This is a genomic window from Streptomyces sp. CB02058 (genome assembly GCF_001905505.1).
In the GTDB taxonomy this organism is placed as follows: Bacteria; Actinomycetota; Actinomycetes; order Streptomycetales; family Streptomycetaceae; genus Streptomyces.
On record NZ_LIPG01000004.1, the window covers coordinates 214,194 to 230,783 of the forward strand.

Below are 16,590 nucleotides of genomic sequence, written 5' to 3' on the forward strand. Positions count from 1 at the left end.
ACGGCAGCGGGGAGCGGCCCCGCTGCCGGTGACGCGGATCAGGCCTCGCCGGCCCGACGGTCGGTGATCAGATTCATCTCCGCCTGCGCGAGGAAGCGCGCGGCCTCCTGGTCGGTCGTCGGCATGCCGTTGGCGCCGCCGTCCAGCAGCCGGCCGAGCATGGCCGCCTTGCGGCCGCCGCCGATCCCCAGCGCCTGCGTGGGCTGGGCGTCGAGCGGGCCGCTGACTTCGAGGAGCCGTACGACGATGTCGTCGCGCTGGAAGATGGTGCTGCTCTCGATGGGGCTGGTGGCGTCGTCCGCCGCCTCCTCGTCCTCACCGGCGAGCAGCCGGGCCAGCGCCATTCCGCAGCCTTCCTTGGCCTGGTAGAACAGCGCGTGCCGCTGGACGTCCGCCGGGGCGTGGCGGCCGGCCGTCACGTGGTGGACGGTGGGGAGCGCCGCTCGGGTGAAGAACATCCGGGCGGAGTCGGGGTCGCTGAGGTCGCGGTCCTGCTCCAGGTACTCGTTGATGGCCTCCTCGACGGCCCTGACCTCGGGCTGACGCGAGACGTGGCGCAGGGCTGCCATGAGATCGCCCTCGACCTCGACCGCTCGCACGACACGGTTTCCGTGCATGAAGAGCGAGGTGCGGCGCAGTCGCGTGTTCTCGTCGACGCGTGCCTGCGGGGAGTCGTAGTCGGCGAGGATCTTCGCGACCAGCTCCTCCGTGCCGGGCTTCACCGTGAAGGTGAGCGCGTGGCGCACGACACCGTCGCCCAGCCGCGGTGCGGCCTGCAGGCGTCCCTTGACGGGTTCGGGGGCATTCTCGAACGCCGCCCCGGTCTCCCGCAGAACGCTGAAACGGAGCGAGCGCGTGTCGCGTACGCAGCTGTGCAGCGGCTGCACCGTCGCGACGTGCTCCTCGCTGTTCACCCAGGCGAGGAACGGCGGCGCGCTCTCCCACTCACTGGTGATGAGCCACTGCGAGGGGTTCTCGATGGACTGGCACAGCTGGTCGCTGATGTGTCCGGGGATCGAGGCCACCTGGTTGCGCATGTGCTCGTACGCCTCGAGGAACTGGTTCTGGGCGCCGTCGTGCAGGTCGAGCATGAGTATGACCCGGAGCCTCGAGCCGTCGAAGGCGGACTGCGATATCCGTTCCGAGAGGGTTGTCATCGTTAGCTCTCCTTCGAGACGGTGCGGCGGCCACGTCCCGTGGCCTCTCGTCATCCGTCGGTTTCGGTGGAAGCGGCGCGGATCCCTGTCCGCTGACGCGTGACGTCCTCGCCCGCATCACGGGCATCGCTCCCGCGACTGATCGTGGAACGCTGGTACGGGCGGCGCGAGATTTATGAACCGTTCAGGTGAGGCACCGTCCGAAGCCCTGCCGAGGGGCTCGTATCAGGGCATGGACAGTGCATCCCCCGTGCGTCCGAGCTGGAGCAACTGATGAACGAGAACGTCGACCTCCGCGTACCGGTCCTCATCGTGGGCGGCTCCCTGGTGGGCCTGTCCGCCTCCCTCTTCCTGAGCCGGCTCGGCGTCCGCCACCTGCTGGTCGAGAAACACAGCGACACCTCGACCCACCCGCGTGGGCGCGGCAACAACGTGCGCACGATGGAGCTGTTCCGCACCGCGGGTGCCGAGCAGCTGATCCGTGACGCGGCGTCCGTGCTGGCGGGCAACCACGGCATCCTGCAGGCCGGCTCCCTCACAGGCGACGACCAGGAGTGGCTGTTCAAGGAGATCGACCCGGGTGGCGGGCTCGCCCGGTTCAGCCCGAGCGGGTGGTGCCTGTGCAGCCAGAACGACCTGGAGCCGGTGCTGGTGACACACGCCCGTGCGCAGGGCAGCGAGCTGCGGTTCTCCACCGAGCTGATGAGCTTCGAGCAGGACCCGGACGGGGTCACCGCTGTCGTGAAGGACCGGGAGACCGGGAAGCACACCACCGTCCGGGCGGACTACCTCGTCGCCGCGGACGGGCCCCGGAGCCCGATCCGGGAGCAGCTCGGCATCGGCCAGACGGGTCCCGGCGACCTGTTCCACAACGTGAGCATCACCTTCCGCTCACGCGAGCTCGCCACCGTGGTGGGTGACCGGCGCTTCATCGTCTGCTATCTGACGAATCCGGAGGCGGACGGGGCGCTGCTGCCCGTGGACAACGTGGAGCGGTGGGTGTTCCACGCCCCCTGGCAGCCCGACCGCGGCGAGACGCTGGAGGACTTCACCGACGAGCGGTGCGCGGAGCACATCCGCCGGGCCGTCGGAGCGCCGGATCTCGACATCGAGATCACGGGCAAGGCTCCGTGGCACGCTGCGGAGCGCGTCGCCGAACGGTACGGCTCGGGCAGGGTGTTCCTGGCCGGGGACTCGGCCCACGAGATGTCCCCCACCGGGGCGTTCGGCTCCAACACCGGTATCCAGGACGCGCACAACCTGGCCTGGAAGCTGGCGGCCGTGATCGACGAGGCGGCCGGACCGGGGCTGCTCGAGACGTACGAGGCGGAGCGGCTGCCCGTGGCGAAGGCCACGAGCGCACGCGCGTCGGCCCGTTCCTCCGAGCACAGTCACCCGGGGTACGCCGGCTCGCCCGGTCCCGGCGGCGGGCGCAAGGGCGGCATGCTCACGGTCGCGCTCGGCTACCGCTATGTGCGCGGCGCGGTCCTGGACGTCGATCCCGGCCTGCCCGTGGTCCCCGAGGGGATGGGCCTGGCGGGCGAACCCGGCACCAGGGCACCGCACATGTGGCTCGGCCGCGAGGGCGGGCGGGTGTCCACCCTGGATCTCTACGAGCGGTCGTTCGTGCTGCTGAGCGACGCCCGGTACAAGGACTGGCGCACGGCGGCCGAGCAGGTGGCGAAACGTCTGTCGGTCCGTCTGGACGCCTTCGGGATCGGTCCCGACGAGGGCGCGGATCTCCGGTCCGAGGACGGTGCCGACTGGGCCGCCGCCCACGGCACGTCCGCCGAGGGCGCCGTGCTCGTGCGCCCCGACGGGTTCGTGGCCTGGCGTTCGGAGGGCGGGGCGGCGGACCCGGAGGGGACGCTGTACGAGGTCCTGGCGACGCTGCTGCACCGCGTCTGACGGACGTGTCGGGTGACCGGCAGCGCCGCACGGCCTGCCGGTCAGCCGATGCCGAAGGATCTGAGGGCCGCGAGGAAGGCCTCCGGATTCTCGCTGTGCACGAGATGGCCGGCGTCGACCGCGATGAACCGGGCCCCGGGGATCTGCCGGGCCATCCAGGCCAGTTGCTCCTGGTCGATATGGCTCCGGGTGCCTCCGACGACGAGCGCCGGTGCGGTGATCTCGCCCAGGTTCTCCCGTGCGGCCGGGTCGGGGGCGTTCAGCTGGGCGTCGATGGAGGGGACCACCTGCCAGTCGAAGCCGAGCTCGCCCGGCGGCCGCTCGGCCGGCGGGCGGGGCGGGTCGAGGGGGAGCAGGGCCGGGGCGTCCTCGATGACCAGTGACCCGATCAGTGCCGGGTCCCGCTCGGCGAGCAGCAGGGCTGCCGCGCCTCCCATGGAGTGCCCGATCACCGTGGCGCCGGAGAGGTTGCGGGCCTCCAGGAAGGCGTGCAGGTCGTCGCGGAAGAACTCGAAGCTGTAGCGGCCCGGCCAGTCGCTGAGACCGTGGCCCCGGAAGTCGAGGGCGTACACCCGGTGGCGGGCGGCGAGCTCCTCCGCGATGCCCGTCCAGTCGAGACTGCTGCCGCACCGGCCGTGCGCGAGGACGACGGGAGGGGCGGACGGATCGCCCCAGGTGCGGTACGCGAGCCGGATTCCGCCCGCCTGCACACTGCTGACCTCGGGGTCGAGGAAGGCGGTGACGGTGCGGACGAAGGCGCCGGGGTCGTCGATCCAGGGAAAGTGGGAGGCACCCCGCTGGACGGCGAACTCCGCGTAGGGGAACAGCGCGGCGAGCTCGGCGGCGCGGTCGGGGGTGGGGCCGCCGTCGTACTCCCCCGCGAGGACGAGGACGGGCGCGCACAGCTCACGCAGGGCGGCGAGCGCGGGGGCGGTGTCGAGGCCGTTCTCCGGGTAGTAGAGCGACGCTGCCAGGGCGTTCTTCTGCCCGGGTGAATCGGCTGCGTGCGCCTGGGCCTCCGCGTCCCAGCGGCCGTAGGTGAGCGGCCTGATCCCGGCCCAGTCCTCGGCGGTGGCCTGTCCGGCCTGGATGTGTGCGAGGGCGGCCGCGGCCTCGGGATACCAGGGCTCGTGGGCGCGCAGCGCGGCGGCGTCGCGCCGGTCCTGGTCGGTGGCGGGAAGCCCCAGGATGCCGGTCGCGGGCGTGACGAGGGTGAGGGAGCGCAGGCGCTGCGGGTATTTCGCGGCGTAGAGCGCCGCGAGTTCACCCGATGCGGAGTGCCCCAGCAGGTCCGCCTTCTCCAGGCCCAGGTGTGCGCGGAGCGCCTCGACGTCCTCCACGAGCCGGTCGATCCGGTAGCTCGACGTGTCCTCGGGTATCGCGGAGTCCCCGGTGCCGCGGAGGTCGAGCAGGACGAGCTGCCGCACGCGCGAGAGTCCGCCGAGGTCGCCGAAGTATCGCGCGGCCCGCATGGGACCGCCGGGCAGACAGATCAGCGGCTCGCCCTCGCCGTGGAGGTGGTAGGCGAGCTCGGTCCCGTCGTACGTGTTGAAGATCGGCATGACTGCCATCCAAACAGGGTCGGGCGCATGGTGCGCGTGCCTACGCCCACAGCGAATCAGGTGACCGCTCACAGGAGTTTTCCACAGGCCGCGTCTCCCCCTTGCCAGGACGGGCCGCCTCCTGAATTACTGATCACAGGAGACGACCGAATGGTCGGTCGTCGGTCGGCGAGGGGATGATCCGTATGACCGCGCTGCTTGACGCCGGCGAGCGGCTCGGCCGCGACGAGCTCGAGGCCCTGCAGCTGAAGCGCCTCCGGGCCACGCTGCGGCACGCCTACGACCACGTCGACTTCTACCGGGCGGCTTTCGACAAGGCCGGTGTGCGGCCGGATGACTGCACCTCCCTCGCCGATCTCTCCCGCTTCCCGTTCACCGTGAAGTCCGACCTGCGCGACAACTACCCGTTCGGGATGTTCGCCGTTCCGGAGGACCGGGTCCGGAGGATCCACGCCTCCAGTGGCACGACGGGCCGGCCCACGGTCGTCGGGTACACCGAGCGCGATCTGGACATCTGGGCGGACGTGGTCGCACGGTCGATCAGGGCTGCGGGCGGACGTCCGGGCCACAAGGCCCATGTGGCCTATGGATACGGTCTGTTCACCGGTGGGCTGGGAGCGCATTACGGTGCGGAGCGGCTCGGCTGCACCGTCATCCCCGCGTCCGGGGGCATGACCGCACGCCAGGTGCAGCTGATCCAGGACTTCCGGCCCGAGATCATCATGATCACTCCCTCGTACATGCTGACCCTGCTGGACGAGTTCGAGCGCCAGGGCGTCGACCCCCGCACGACATCGCTGAAGGTCGGCATCTTCGGCGCGGAGCCGTGGACCGAGCAGATGCGCGGCGAGATCGAGGAGCGGTTCGCCATCGACGCGGTCGACATATACGGACTGTCGGAGGTCATGGGACCCGGCGTGGCCCAGGAGTGCGTCGAGACCAAGGACGGGCTGCACATCTGGGAGGACCACTTCTATCCGGAGGTCGTCGATCCGCTCACCGGGGAGGTCCTGCCGGACGGGGAGGAGGGGGAGCTGGTCTTCACCTCGCTCACCAAGGAGGCCATGCCGGTGATCCGCTACCGGACCCGGGACCTGACGCGTCTGCTGCCGGGGACGGCTCGCGCCTTCCGCCGCATGGAGAAGGTCACGGGGCGCAGTGACGACATGGTGATCCTGCGCGGGGTGAACCTCTTTCCCACCCAGATCGAGGAGATCGTCCTGCGGACGCCGGGGGTCGCCCCTCACTTCCAGCTGAGACTGACGCGGCAGGGGCGCCTGGACGCACTGACCGTGCGGGCCGAAACGCGGGCCGGTGCTACGTCGGAGGAGCGGGCAGCAGCAGCTCGGTCGATCGCGGCCGCCGTGAAGGACGGTGTGGGTGTGAGCGTCGGGGTCGAAATCGTCGACCCGGAGACGCTGGAGCGGTCGGTCGGCAAGATCAAGCGGATCGTCGATCTGCGGGGGGACAGCTGAGGTGCGCCCGGTCGCCGGAGGCATAGACGTCACTGGAGGCACAGGCGTCACGGGTGGCTCGAACGTCGCAGGTAGCTCAAGCGCCACGAGTCTCCCGCACGGTGCGAACCTCAGGGGGGTGAGCCCCGCATGAGCGGAATGGGGGCCGGGATCAGCGTGTGGCGGTCAGGGTCGCGAATACGACGACGTTGTCCTGGTAGCCGGTCTTCTTCCTGTAGTCGCCGCCGCAGGTGATCACCCGCAGTTCGGGCCTGGTGGAGGGGCCGTAGACCTTCTGGTCCGGGAAGTTCTTCTTGCTGTAGACCTCGACGGCGTAGACGGTGAACACGGCGGTACGCAGATCGACCCGGTCGATCTCGACCGTGGCGCCCTTGCGCAGCGATCCCAGTTTCTGGAAGACACCGGGCCCGAGACGGGTGTCCACGTGCCCGGCGGTGATCGCGGTGCCTTCGGCTCCGGGCACGGTGCCGCCCGCGTACCAACCCGCGAGTACGGGGTTGTTGTCGGGCGGAGGCTTCAGGGCGCCCGCCTTGTCCAGGTCCAGTTCCATCAGGGGCGCGTCCACCTTGAGCGTCGGGATCCGCAGCCGGAGCGGCGCCGAGGGCGGGAGTGGCCGGGCGGCGGGACGTGGTGCGGCAGCGGCGCTGCGGCTGGGCGCAGGTGTGGCGACGCCGCTCCTCGCCGGCACCGGTGAGGGGTTCGGCGGGAGGGGGCGGAGGGGGGCGGGACGGACATAGGGCCGGGGAAGGAGCGCTGGGGGTGCCGTGGCACGGCGCACGTAGGAGGGCGGTCCGGCGGCGGGGCGCTCCGGGGCCAGGTAGGCGGGGACCTGGACGGCCGGCACCACCGGGGCGGGTGTGCGGCCCCCGGACGGTTCCGGCGAGGCCGATGCCGAGGTGCCGGGTGGAGCGGGGGCCGTGACGGACTGGGCGGCGGGCGGCTGCGGCGGGCTGTCGTCGCGCAGACCGGTGACCACCAGCACCGTGCCCGCCACGAAGGCCCAGACAAGGTGCTTGACCGCCGGGAACGTCTGGGGTGACGAGGTGCTGTTCCTGCGCCCGGTTTCCATCGCGTGTGCCTCTGGTTCGCAGCGGGTGGGATGGGGGTCCATGGGCCCCGCGAGCCGGATCGGCTTCGGGACCCACGGGTGGGACCTACGGGTGGGACCTACGGCGACCTGGGAATGACCGGGCCGGGAACGAACTGCCCGGGCCTGCGGATCGCGATGTGTTCGCAACACGCGCGGTCCGAAGGCGGAGCGGCGCCCTGGCCGGTGACGGAGGTGCTGTCAGCCGCGATCCGAAGCCAGGGCGGCGCCCGGGACCCGTACCGTCAACCGCGGCCCGACGCCGGAGCGGCGCCAGGACCGGCGACGGGTGGGAGCGTCAGCGCGGCGCGAAGACCGAACGACCGCCATGGTCCGGGACCGCGTACGGACGGCTGCGCACCACGCCCCGGAGCCGCAGCTGCCTCCAGGGCCCGGGGCGGGGCGCACCGTCGGCGGCGGCACGGCCCCGACGCGGGCACGCCCCGCACGGTCCGCGGGCCAGGGCGTGCCGTCAGCCGCGCGCGGTGGCAGCTGTCCGGCGGCGCATCCTCACCACTCCCCCGGCCACCGCCCCGGCGAGCAGCACGCTCCCCACGGCGAGCTGTGTGCTTCCGCCGGTGGAGACCCCGAAGCCGGCGTCGACTCCGCCGCTGGGTGCGCGGTCGACGATCTGGTACGTGTCAATGATCTTGATGCGCGGCGGGCACTTCACGGTGACGGTGTCGGTGCCGGGCTCCGTACCCTTCGGGATCTCGAAGATGCCGACCAGTACGCCCTTGCGGTCGCCCTCGAAGAGGTGGAAGGCACCTCCTGCCTCCGAGGTGCCCTTGCCGTAGGTCTCCTTGCCGCAGGCTCTGGTGGTGACGGTGACCTGTGTGCCCGGCGAGGCCTTCGCCGGGCTGATCCTGATGGTCTGTTCAGCGGCTGGTTCGGCGGCCGCGCCCGCGGCCGGAGCCGTGAGCGCGAGCAGTCCCACGGCCAGACAGATACCCGCACCGATGCGTGTGTTGCGCATGTGGTTCCTCCAACGGGAGCAGGGTCCGGCCGGTCTGCGCGGCACCTCTGCTGTGCTCCGCTCCCGAGGCAACCGACACCCCGTCACCCCCGCAACACGAGGCGTCCCCTGCCCCTTCACCCGGCCGGTCCCGGGAACGGGCATTCCGGCGACCGTTTACGCAGGTCACCCGATTCGGAGGCGGATCTGAGGAGCAATCACGTGTGGACGGCGAACGGGTTAAGGCGGCTGTGCTCCGCCCGGTGGCCCGTCAGACGGCGGTGGGCCACCCGGAACCCGACAGGGCCCGGCGCTTCCTCGTCCGCGGTCCCGGAGAGCGGGGACGCGCGGAACCGACCACTTCCCGGGACCACCGAAGGCGGTCTGCCAGGCGGGAAGTTCGGTGGGGACGAGCGGGGGCCCGGCCGCTGCGGACTGTGGTCGACACTGAGCGGGCAGGCCCCGGTCACAGCTGACGTGGTCGGCATGCGAGCGCATCGCGCCGACCCGGGGGCGCACCCATGCCCCTGCCAGGCATCGCGGCGGTGCTCAGGAGTACGTGTCGCGCAGCTCCCTCTTGAGGATCTTTCCACTGGCGTTGCGCGGGAGTTCGCCGACGAACAGGACCTTCTTCGGGGCCTTGAAGTGGGCCAGCTTCTCGCGCGCGTGCGCGATCAGTTCGGCCTCGGACGCCTCGCCGCGCAACACGACGATCGCGGTGACGGCCTCGATCCAGCGCTCGTCCGGGAGCCCCACCACGGCCGTCTCGGCAACCGCCGGATGGGTGTACAGGGCGTCCTCCACCTGCCGGGAGGCGACAAGTACGCCGCCGGAGTTGATGACGTCCTTCACCCTGTCGACAACCGTGAAGTAGCCGTCGGCGTCACGTACGGCGAGGTCGCCGGAGTGGAACCATCCGTCACGGAAGGCCTCGGCGCTCTCCTCGGGCTTGTCCCAGTAGCCCTGGCAGAGCTGAGGGGAGCGGTAGACCACTTCGCCCGCCGTGCCGTCGGGCACGTCCTGGCCGTTCTCGTCCACCACCTTCGCCTCGACGAAGAGCACCGGGCGCCCGCAGGAGTCCATCCGGCCCTCGTGCTCGTCGGGGCCGAGGACGAGGGCGAGCGGGCCGATCTCGCTCTGCCCGAAGCAGTTGTAGAACGCCAGCTCCGGCAGCCGCTCGCGCAGGCGTTCCAGTACCGGCACGGGCATGATCGACGCGCCGTAGTACGCCTTGCGCAGGGCGCCGAGCTCACGGGTGGCGAACTCGGGGTGGTTGGCGAGGCCGATCCAGACCGTGGGCGGTGCGAAGAGGCTGTCCGCTTCGCCGGCCTCGACCAGGTCGAAGATCCGGCCGGCGTCCGGGGCGTCGAGGATGGTGTTCTCGGCGCCCACCGCGAGGTACGGCAGCAGGAACACGTGCATCTGGGCGGAGTGGTACAGGGGCAGCGAGTGCACCGGGCGGTCGGTGGCACGCAGGTCGAGCGCGGCGATGGCGCTGACGTACTCGTGGACCAGCGCTCCGTGCGTCATCATCGCGCCCTTGGGCTGGGCAGTGGTGCCCGAGGTGTAGAGCAGCTGGACGAGGTCCTCAGCCCCGGGTTCACGCTCGGGCGTGAAGGGGCGCGGGGTGTCCAGTGCACCGAGGAGGGAGTCGGGTGCGTCGCGCAGCGGCCGTACCGCGTGCCCCTCGGGGACGCGCTCGGCGAGGCCGGGGTCGGTGAGCACCAGGGTGCTCCCGGACTGCCCGAGGATGTACGCCAGGTCCTCGCCGGTCAGGTTCTGGTTGACCGGCACATGGACGAGGCCCGCACGCGCGCAGGCGAGGTAGGCGATCAGGTACGCGTCCGAGTTGTGGGCGTAGGACGCCACCCGGTCGCCATTGCGCAGCCCGTGCTCCCCGGTCAGTACGGCGGCCGCCGTGCTGATCGCGGCGTCCAGGGCGGCGTAGGTCCAGGACCGCTCCCCGTACCGCACAGCGGTGCGCCCGGGGGTGCGCCGCGCGCTGCGAGCCACGACGCCGTCCACTGTGCTGCTGCGTACACCTGTCATGGCGTGATCCTGTGCGGCGGGACATCGGAGGTCAAGAGCCAGGAATCGCGGTGTCGCCGCACGCGCCCGGCCGGCACTCCCCCTCGCGACGCGAGAAGGCCCGCCTCACCTCGTGGCAGGCCCCTCACCTCGCGACACGGCCCGCCTCGCCCCGCGCAAGGCCACTGACCTCGCGACACGGCCCGCCTCGCCCCGCGCCAGGTCCCTTTCGTCGCACCAGGCCCTCACGTCACTCCCGGGGCACCTGCCGTCGTGTCGGGCCCCTCGCACGACGCCTTGCCGTCGTACGGGGTCTCCGCACCGGGCGACATCGCTGATGGTGCGTCAGATTCTTTGTTGTGCGAGAGGCCCACGGGAGGGCCACGCCGACAGTATTCTCCGCTTCGGCAGGAAGTTTCATCACCGTACGAGATTTCGAAAGTTAATTTCACGCGGGTGCTTTCGACGTGAGGGGAAGGGGTTCCGGATGGCCGGGGACGTGTCGGGCAGGGGAATGAGCCGTCGGAGACTGGGCGGCGGGATACTGGCGCTGGGCGGAGGGCTCGCTCTCGCTCCGATCCCCTTCGCGGGGGCCGCGGGAGCGGCGGCCGGCGCCGGACGGGGTACGGAGGCCGCCGCGAACGGCGAAGCACCATCGGGAACCGGGACGGGTATGGGATCAGGACGCGGCCGACCGACACTGCGCCGCGGCTCGGCCGCGCGGGCCGGACTGCTGCCGGACCAGCTCGACCAGTTGGTCGCCGACGCGGAGGCGTTCCTCTCCGACTCCCCGAAGCACCCCTGGTACGCCGGCGCGGTGCTGCTCGCGGGCCGCGGTGGCACCGTGGCCCTGCACCGGCCGATCGGGCGGGCTGTGCGCTACGCGGCGTACGACGAGAAGACCGACACCGGGGTGGAGTTCCCCCCGGAGCAGCAGATCGCCATGGCCGAGGACACCGTCTTCGACCTGGCCTCGGTGTCCAAGCTGTTCACCTCGATCCTGGCCGTCCAGCAGATCGAGCGGGGCGCGCTGGAGCTCGAGGCGCCGGTCGCCTCCTACCTGCCCGACTTCGCGGGCGGTGGCAAGCAGGACATCACGGTCCGTCAGCTGCTCACGCACACCTCGGGTTTCCGTGCCTGGATCCCGCTCTACAAGGAACCGACCCGCGAGGGGAAGCTCCGTCTGCTCTGGGACGAGGTCCCGGCCTCGGCTCCCGGCACGAAGTACCTCTACTCCGACCTCAATCTGATCTCGTTGCAGCTGATCCTCGAAGAGATCACCGGCCGCACCCAGGATGTCCTGCTCCGCGAGGAGATCACCGCTCCGCTCGGGATGCACCGCACTCGCTACAACCCGCCCGCCTCCTGGAAGCCCAGGATCGCCGCGACCGAGGACGCACGGCTCCCCTGGTCGGGGCTGGACCGCGGACTGGTCTGGGGTGAGGTCCACGACGAGAACGCGTTCAGCCTGGGCGGGGTGGCCGGCCACGCGGGCGTCTTCTCGTGCGCCTGGGATCTGGCGGTCCTGGCCCGCACCCTGCTCAACGGGGGCTCCTACGGCAGGGCCCGGATTCTGTCCGAGGAGTCCGTGGAACTGCTGTTCACCGACTTCAACACCGCCTTCCCCGGTGACGAGCACGGGCTGGGCTTCGAGCTCTACCAGCACTGGTACATGGGCGCGATGGCCACTCCGCGCACCGCGGGCCATACGGGCTTCACCGGCACGAGCCTGGTCCTCGACCCGACGACGGACTCGTTCCTGATCGTGCTGGGCAACTCCGTCCACCCCGTGCGCAGCTGGCGTTCGGGCAGCGCCCCTCGGGTCGCCGCCGCCAACCGCATGGCCCGCGCGGTTCCGGTCCGCCCTGCCCGGGGCGGCACCTCCTGGTTCTCCGGCATGGCGAGCGCGGCGAACGCGACACTCGCCCTGCCCGCCCTGCGTCCCGCCTCCCCGCGCACCGTGCTGAGCTGCGCCCTCTGGTGGGACACCGAGCCGGCCTCGGACCTCCTCCGCCTGGAGGCGTCCTCGGACGCCGGGGGGAGCTGGCAGCCCGTCCCCTTCACCACCGTGCCGACGCAGGGAGAGCGGCCCCGGGAGCCTCTGGCCCATCCGGACGGCGCGGTCTCCGGCTGGTCGGGGCGTCTCTGGCACCGCGTGGAGGCGGACCTGAGCGGGCGGCAGGGCACGGATGTGCGACTGCGCTGGCGTTACACGACGGACCAGTTGTACGTCGGGCGCGGTGTGTACGTCGACGGCATCCGGGTGGAGGACGGCGGCCGGACGCTCTTCGACGGGAACAGGCCGGGCGACGCGGGCCGCGTCGAGGCGACGGGGTGGACGCTCTCCCCGAACTGATCCCCGGCCGGGGCTGGTTGGATGGCACCATGAATGCAACCCAGTCCATAGACACCCCGTGGGGTGTGTCGGTGTTCGGAGCGGCGAGCGTGGACGCCGCCCCGGACCTGGCACGCCTCCGTGTCGCGATATCGCAGATCGAGAACAAGCCGGGCGCGGCCTTCGCCGCCACACGGAGCGGGGTCAACCGCATCCGGGAGGTCCTGCGCGGGCATGCGGTACCCGAGACCGCCGTCTCCACATCGAGGCTGAATCTGTCGTCCAAGTGGACCTACGGCGCCGAGCGCAAGTTCCTCGGATACGAGTGCACCGCCTCGTTCGTGATCGAGCTGCGCGCGCTGGACACCATGGAGACCGTACTCGTCGACGTCGTCGACGCGGGGGCGAACGAGGTCAAGGCCGTCGAGTTCGACGTACGGGCCAAGAAGGAGCTCCGCGCCCAGGCTCGCACGGCGGCCGTGAACGCGGCTCGCGAAAAGGCCGCCCTGTACGCCGAGGCGGCGGGGGCACGGCTCGGGCCCGTCATCCACATCAAGGACGTGGACTCCGAGCAGTTGGAGAGCTACCGCAGCCACAGCAGCAGCCAGAGCGGTGGCGGCGACGGTGATCTGGCGCCCGGCAAGGTGACCGTGTCAGCGGCAGTCGTACTGGGCCTCGCCCTGATCAGCGGCTGAGTCCGCCGCTTCCGTCGCGGCGCGAGGCGCGGTCCGCCTCTCCGGGCGGCCCGCACCTCGCGGCCCGCACCCCACGTCCGGCGCTTCCCGCCCGGGCCACCCACGCCCGGTCCACGGCGGCCCCTCCACTCCGCCCGCGCCCGGTCGCCGCCGCTCCGGGCCGCCCATCCCCGGTCCTCCGCCCCGCATCCGCGCCGCTCGCGCACCGTCCTTCGATGCCTTCGAGAGCTCTCCGAAACTTTCGCCATTTACCATGCATGCCTTTCGATCCGCTTGAGCGAGATCCCAGGAAGTCTCGACAGCCGAGCACGCCTCACCTGCGAAGGTTCGCCTTCTACGCAGGTAGAGTCATCAACTCCCTTCAGATGAGCGGCTGTTCGCTCGTAAATATTTCGGAAACACAGCGTTGACCTGACTTCCCGTTAGGCGCATACTCTCCCTCGCTCCCCTTGTTCCACAGCTCGTCTTCCCGTCGGCCACGCCCCTTTGAACGCGTCCGCCGACGGCTGCACAGCACCTCGAACGGTCCGAATCCCCTGTCCGGGCTCCCCTGTTCGTACGCCCGGCAACCGGAAGAAGAGGCTGGAAAACGTGATGGCCCAGATACCACCCGGCGGAACCCCCGCCCGTCCGCATCTGCCGGCCCGTGCCAGACGGGCGCTGTCCCTCGTCACCGCGGGTGTCCTCGCGGCGGCCGGTGTCGTCGCGCTCGCCGGCAGCGCGGAGGCCGTCGGTGCGCTCGGTGACGCCGCGGCCGCCAAGGGCCGCTACTTCGGTACGGCGGTGGCCGCCAACCACCTCGGCGAAGCGGCGTACGCCTCCACACTGGACGCCCAGTTCGACTCGGTCACCCCCGAGAACGAGATGAAGTGGGACGCCCTCGAAGGCACCCGCAACTCGTTCAACTTCACCGCGGCGGACCAGATCGTCAGCCACGCGCAGAGCAAGGGGATGAAGGTCAGGGGTCACACGCTCGTGTGGCATTCTCAGCTTCCCGGCTGGGTGAGCGGTCTGGCCGCCACCGATCTGCGCTCGGCGATGAACAACCACATCACCCAGGTGATGACGCACTACAAGGGCAAGATCCACTCCTGGGACGTGGTGAACGAGGCCTTCCAGGACGGCAGCACAGGGGCGCGGCGCAGCTCGCCGTTCCAGGACAAGCTCGGCGACGGCTTCATCGAGGAGGCGTTCCGTACCGCCCGGACGGTCGATGCCGACGCCAAGCTCTGCTACAACGACTACAACACCGACGGCCAGAACGCGAAGAGCAACGCGGTCTACGCCATGGTGAAGGACTTCAAGCAGCGCGGCGTCCCGATCGACTGCGTCGGCTTCCAGTCGCACTTCAACAGCAACTCGCCGGTTCCCTCCGACTTCCAGGCCAATCTGCAGCGCTTCGCCGATCTCGGTGTCGACGTTCAGATCACCGAGCTGGACATCGAGGGCTCGGGTACGGCCCAGGCCGCGAACTACACCAAGGTGGTGAACGCCTGCCTGGCGGTCACCGGCTGCAAGGGCCTCACCGTCTGGGGTGTCACGGACAAGTACTCGTGGCGCAGCAGCGGTACGCCGCTGCTCTTCGACGGCGACTACAACAAGAAGCCGGCCTACGACGCGGTGCTCGCGGCGCTCGGCGGGTCGAGCGGAGGCGGCGACGGCGGTGACGGCGGCGGCACCGGTGCCTGCACGGCGACGTACACCCGGACGGCGTCCTGGGGCGGCGGGTACAACGGGGAGGTGACCATCAAGGCCGGCGGGTCGGGCATCACCACCTGGGCGGTTCCGGTGACCATCCCCTCGCCCCAGACGGTCTCCGCCGTATGGAACGGCACACCCACGACCTCGGGTGGCGTGATGACGGTGAAGCCCACCTGGAACGGGACCCTGGCGGCCGGCGCGTCGACCAGCTTCGGGTTCACCGTGACGACGAACGGCAGCACCGCGGCGCCGGTCGTCGGCGCCTGCACCGCTTCCTGACGGAGCGGCCATCCTCCGGAACGGGGCGCGGCGAAGCCCGCACTCGTCCCGTCCCGTTCCTCGAATCCGCCCCGTCCGGCCGCCGACCGGACGGGGCGGAGCGCTGTCCGGCCGCCCCCGGCCCGGGCTCAGCCGGCGGCGGGACGGCCGGCTCCCGTCGAGGCGAGCGCCGGGGCGGAGGCCCTCCGGCCCTTCGCGGGCGTCTGTCCCGCGACGGGTACCGCCTCCGGGGCGGAGGCCGTCGATTCGCGTACCACCAGACGGGGTCTGATCAGCAGCGACCGGCCGGCCGACGGAGCGGAGTCGATCCGCGCCCTCAGCTGCTGGAAGGTCTCGGCGGCCATCTCCGGGAGCGGCTGGCGGACCGTGGTGAGCGGGGGTTCGAAGAGGTCGGCGAGGAGGATGTCGTCGAAGCCGACCACCGAGACGTCCCGTCCCGCGCTGCGCCCGGCGTCCTTGGCTCCCCGGCAGATCCCGATCGCGCACATGTCGTTGATCGCGACGAAGCCCGTGGGAGGGCTCGGCCGCGAGAGGAGTTCCCTGGCCGCGTTCCGGCCGAGCTCGGCCGCGTCCTTGTCCCCGAACTCGGTGGTGTCCGCGCCCGGCCAGACGATCGCCTCCGCCGGGTCGAGCCCGGCCGCCTCCAGGGCCGACCGGAAGCCGCGCAACCGCTCCCGGCGGTTGACGCTGTTGACGGAGCCGGAGACGAAGGCGAGCCTGCGGTGGCCCAGTTCGATCAGGTGGCGGGTGGCGAGCTCGGCCCCCATCGCATTGTCCACGCTGATGCTGGCCAGTGACGACGGGTCGCCCGCCTGAGCGGTCCTGTCGAAGGCCACCATCTTCAGCCCGCGGCTCAGCAGCGGCGCCATGTGTTCGAGCGAGGGCAGCGAGGAGCAGAGGACCACACCGCTCACTCCGTCGGCGAGCAGCTCCTCCCCGTACTTGAGCTCACGGGCGGGGTCACGCTCGCTGTTGCAGAGCAGTACGTGATAGCCCTCGGCCAGGGCGATGGCCTCCAGCTCCCTGGCGAGCGCCCCCCAGAAGGGGTTGGCCACGGACGGCACGATCAGGCCGATAACCTTGATGCGCCCGGTGCGCAGCATGCGGGCCGCCCGGTTGGGCCGGTAGTTGAGCTGCTCGATCACCTGCTCCACGCGAGCCAGGGTGGCCGCCTGCATACGGTCCGTACGCCCGTTGAGGACGTTGGAGACCGTGCTCGCGGAGACCCCTGCGGCCTCCGCGACCTGATGGATCGTTACCACGCTCATGCCACCTCCGGTTCGGAACGCACTGCCGACGCTAGTGTACCGATTTACTGAACTGGCTCTACCGGTACACCCGTTAACTTCCCTGAAAAATATTGTGCACCAGCTGTTGACGCCACTCTCACGGCGTTCCTAGCATCACT

General features: G+C 70.9%; 11 protein-coding genes. 5 read left to right on the plus strand and 6 right to left on the minus strand.

The genetic code is table 11. The annotated features are described in order from the left end of the window. Positions 1 to 38: 38 nt before the first annotated feature. The gene (locus tag AMK10_RS21615; protein ID WP_073749551.1) at positions 39 to 1,157 is read right to left on the minus strand and encodes a SchA/CurD-like domain-containing protein; all 1,119 of its coding nucleotides are present in this window, start codon (positions 1,155 to 1,157) and stop codon (positions 39 to 41) included. A gap of 273 nt (positions 1,158 to 1,430) precedes the next feature. Here AMK10_RS21615 and AMK10_RS21620 point away from each other — a divergent pair, with 273 nt between their 5' ends. Beyond that, the gene (locus AMK10_RS21620) at positions 1,431 to 3,065 is read left to right on the plus strand and encodes an FAD-dependent oxidoreductase (protein ID WP_073749552.1); all 1,635 of its coding nucleotides are present in this window, start codon (positions 1,431 to 1,433) and stop codon (positions 3,063 to 3,065) included. A gap of 41 nt (positions 3,066 to 3,106) precedes the next feature. Here the strand turns inward: AMK10_RS21620 and AMK10_RS21625 are convergent, their stop codons facing one another. After that, positions 3,107 to 4,627 carry an alpha/beta fold hydrolase gene (locus AMK10_RS21625; RefSeq protein ID WP_073749553.1) on the minus strand — a complete coding sequence of 507 codons (1,521 nt, stop codon included), beginning with the start codon at positions 4,625 to 4,627 and terminating at the stop codon, positions 3,107 to 3,109. 185 nt (positions 4,628 to 4,812) lie between these two features. On the opposite strand from AMK10_RS21625, the gene paaK reads away from it, so the two are divergent. Further along, on the plus strand, positions 4,813 to 6,102 hold the full coding sequence (gene paaK / locus AMK10_RS21630; protein ID WP_073750133.1) for a phenylacetate--CoA ligase PaaK: 1,290 nt from the start codon (positions 4,813 to 4,815) through the stop codon (positions 6,100 to 6,102). 151 nt (positions 6,103 to 6,253) lie between these two features. Here the strand turns inward: paaK and AMK10_RS38720 are convergent, their stop codons facing one another. From AMK10_RS38720 to AMK10_RS21645, 3 genes are all read right to left on the minus strand, one after another. Next, the gene (locus AMK10_RS38720; protein WP_073749554.1) at positions 6,254 to 7,171 is read right to left on the minus strand and encodes a class F sortase; all 918 of its coding nucleotides are present in this window, start codon (positions 7,169 to 7,171) and stop codon (positions 6,254 to 6,256) included. A 490-nt stretch (positions 7,172 to 7,661) separates the two neighbouring features. Then, complete coding sequence (locus tag AMK10_RS21640) at positions 7,662 to 8,165, minus strand: sortase (protein WP_073749555.1); 504 nt, start codon at positions 8,163 to 8,165, stop codon at positions 7,662 to 7,664. A gap of 528 nt (positions 8,166 to 8,693) precedes the next feature. Then, entirely contained in the window at positions 8,694 to 10,193 is a 1,500-nt protein-coding gene (locus AMK10_RS21645; RefSeq protein ID WP_073749556.1) for an acyl-CoA synthetase, read from the minus strand. Positions 10,194 to 10,659: 466 nt separating this feature from the next. On the opposite strand from AMK10_RS21645, the gene AMK10_RS21650 reads away from it, so the two are divergent. The 3 genes from AMK10_RS21650 (at position 10,660) to AMK10_RS21660 (ending at position 15,182) form a co-directional block, all read left to right on the plus strand. Next, a complete protein-coding gene (locus AMK10_RS21650) occupies positions 10,660 to 12,528 on the plus strand; it encodes a serine hydrolase domain-containing protein (RefSeq protein WP_073749557.1) in 1,869 nt (622 codons plus the stop codon). Between the two features lie 29 nt (positions 12,529 to 12,557). After that, entirely contained in the window at positions 12,558 to 13,202 is a 645-nt protein-coding gene (locus tag AMK10_RS21655) for an SIMPL domain-containing protein (RefSeq protein ID WP_073750134.1), read from the plus strand. A gap of 594 nt (positions 13,203 to 13,796) precedes the next feature. Next, positions 13,797 to 15,182: an endo-1,4-beta-xylanase gene (locus AMK10_RS21660; protein WP_073749558.1), complete on the plus strand. Its 1,386-nt coding sequence runs from the start codon at positions 13,797 to 13,799 to the stop codon at positions 15,180 to 15,182. Between the two features lie 128 nt (positions 15,183 to 15,310). On the opposite strand, the gene AMK10_RS21665 is transcribed toward AMK10_RS21660, so the two are convergent. Continuing rightward, positions 15,311 to 16,450, minus strand: a complete 1,140-nt coding sequence (locus AMK10_RS21665) for a LacI family DNA-binding transcriptional regulator (protein WP_073749559.1) — start codon at positions 16,448 to 16,450, stop codon at positions 15,311 to 15,313. Positions 16,451 to 16,590: the final 140 nt, after the last annotated feature.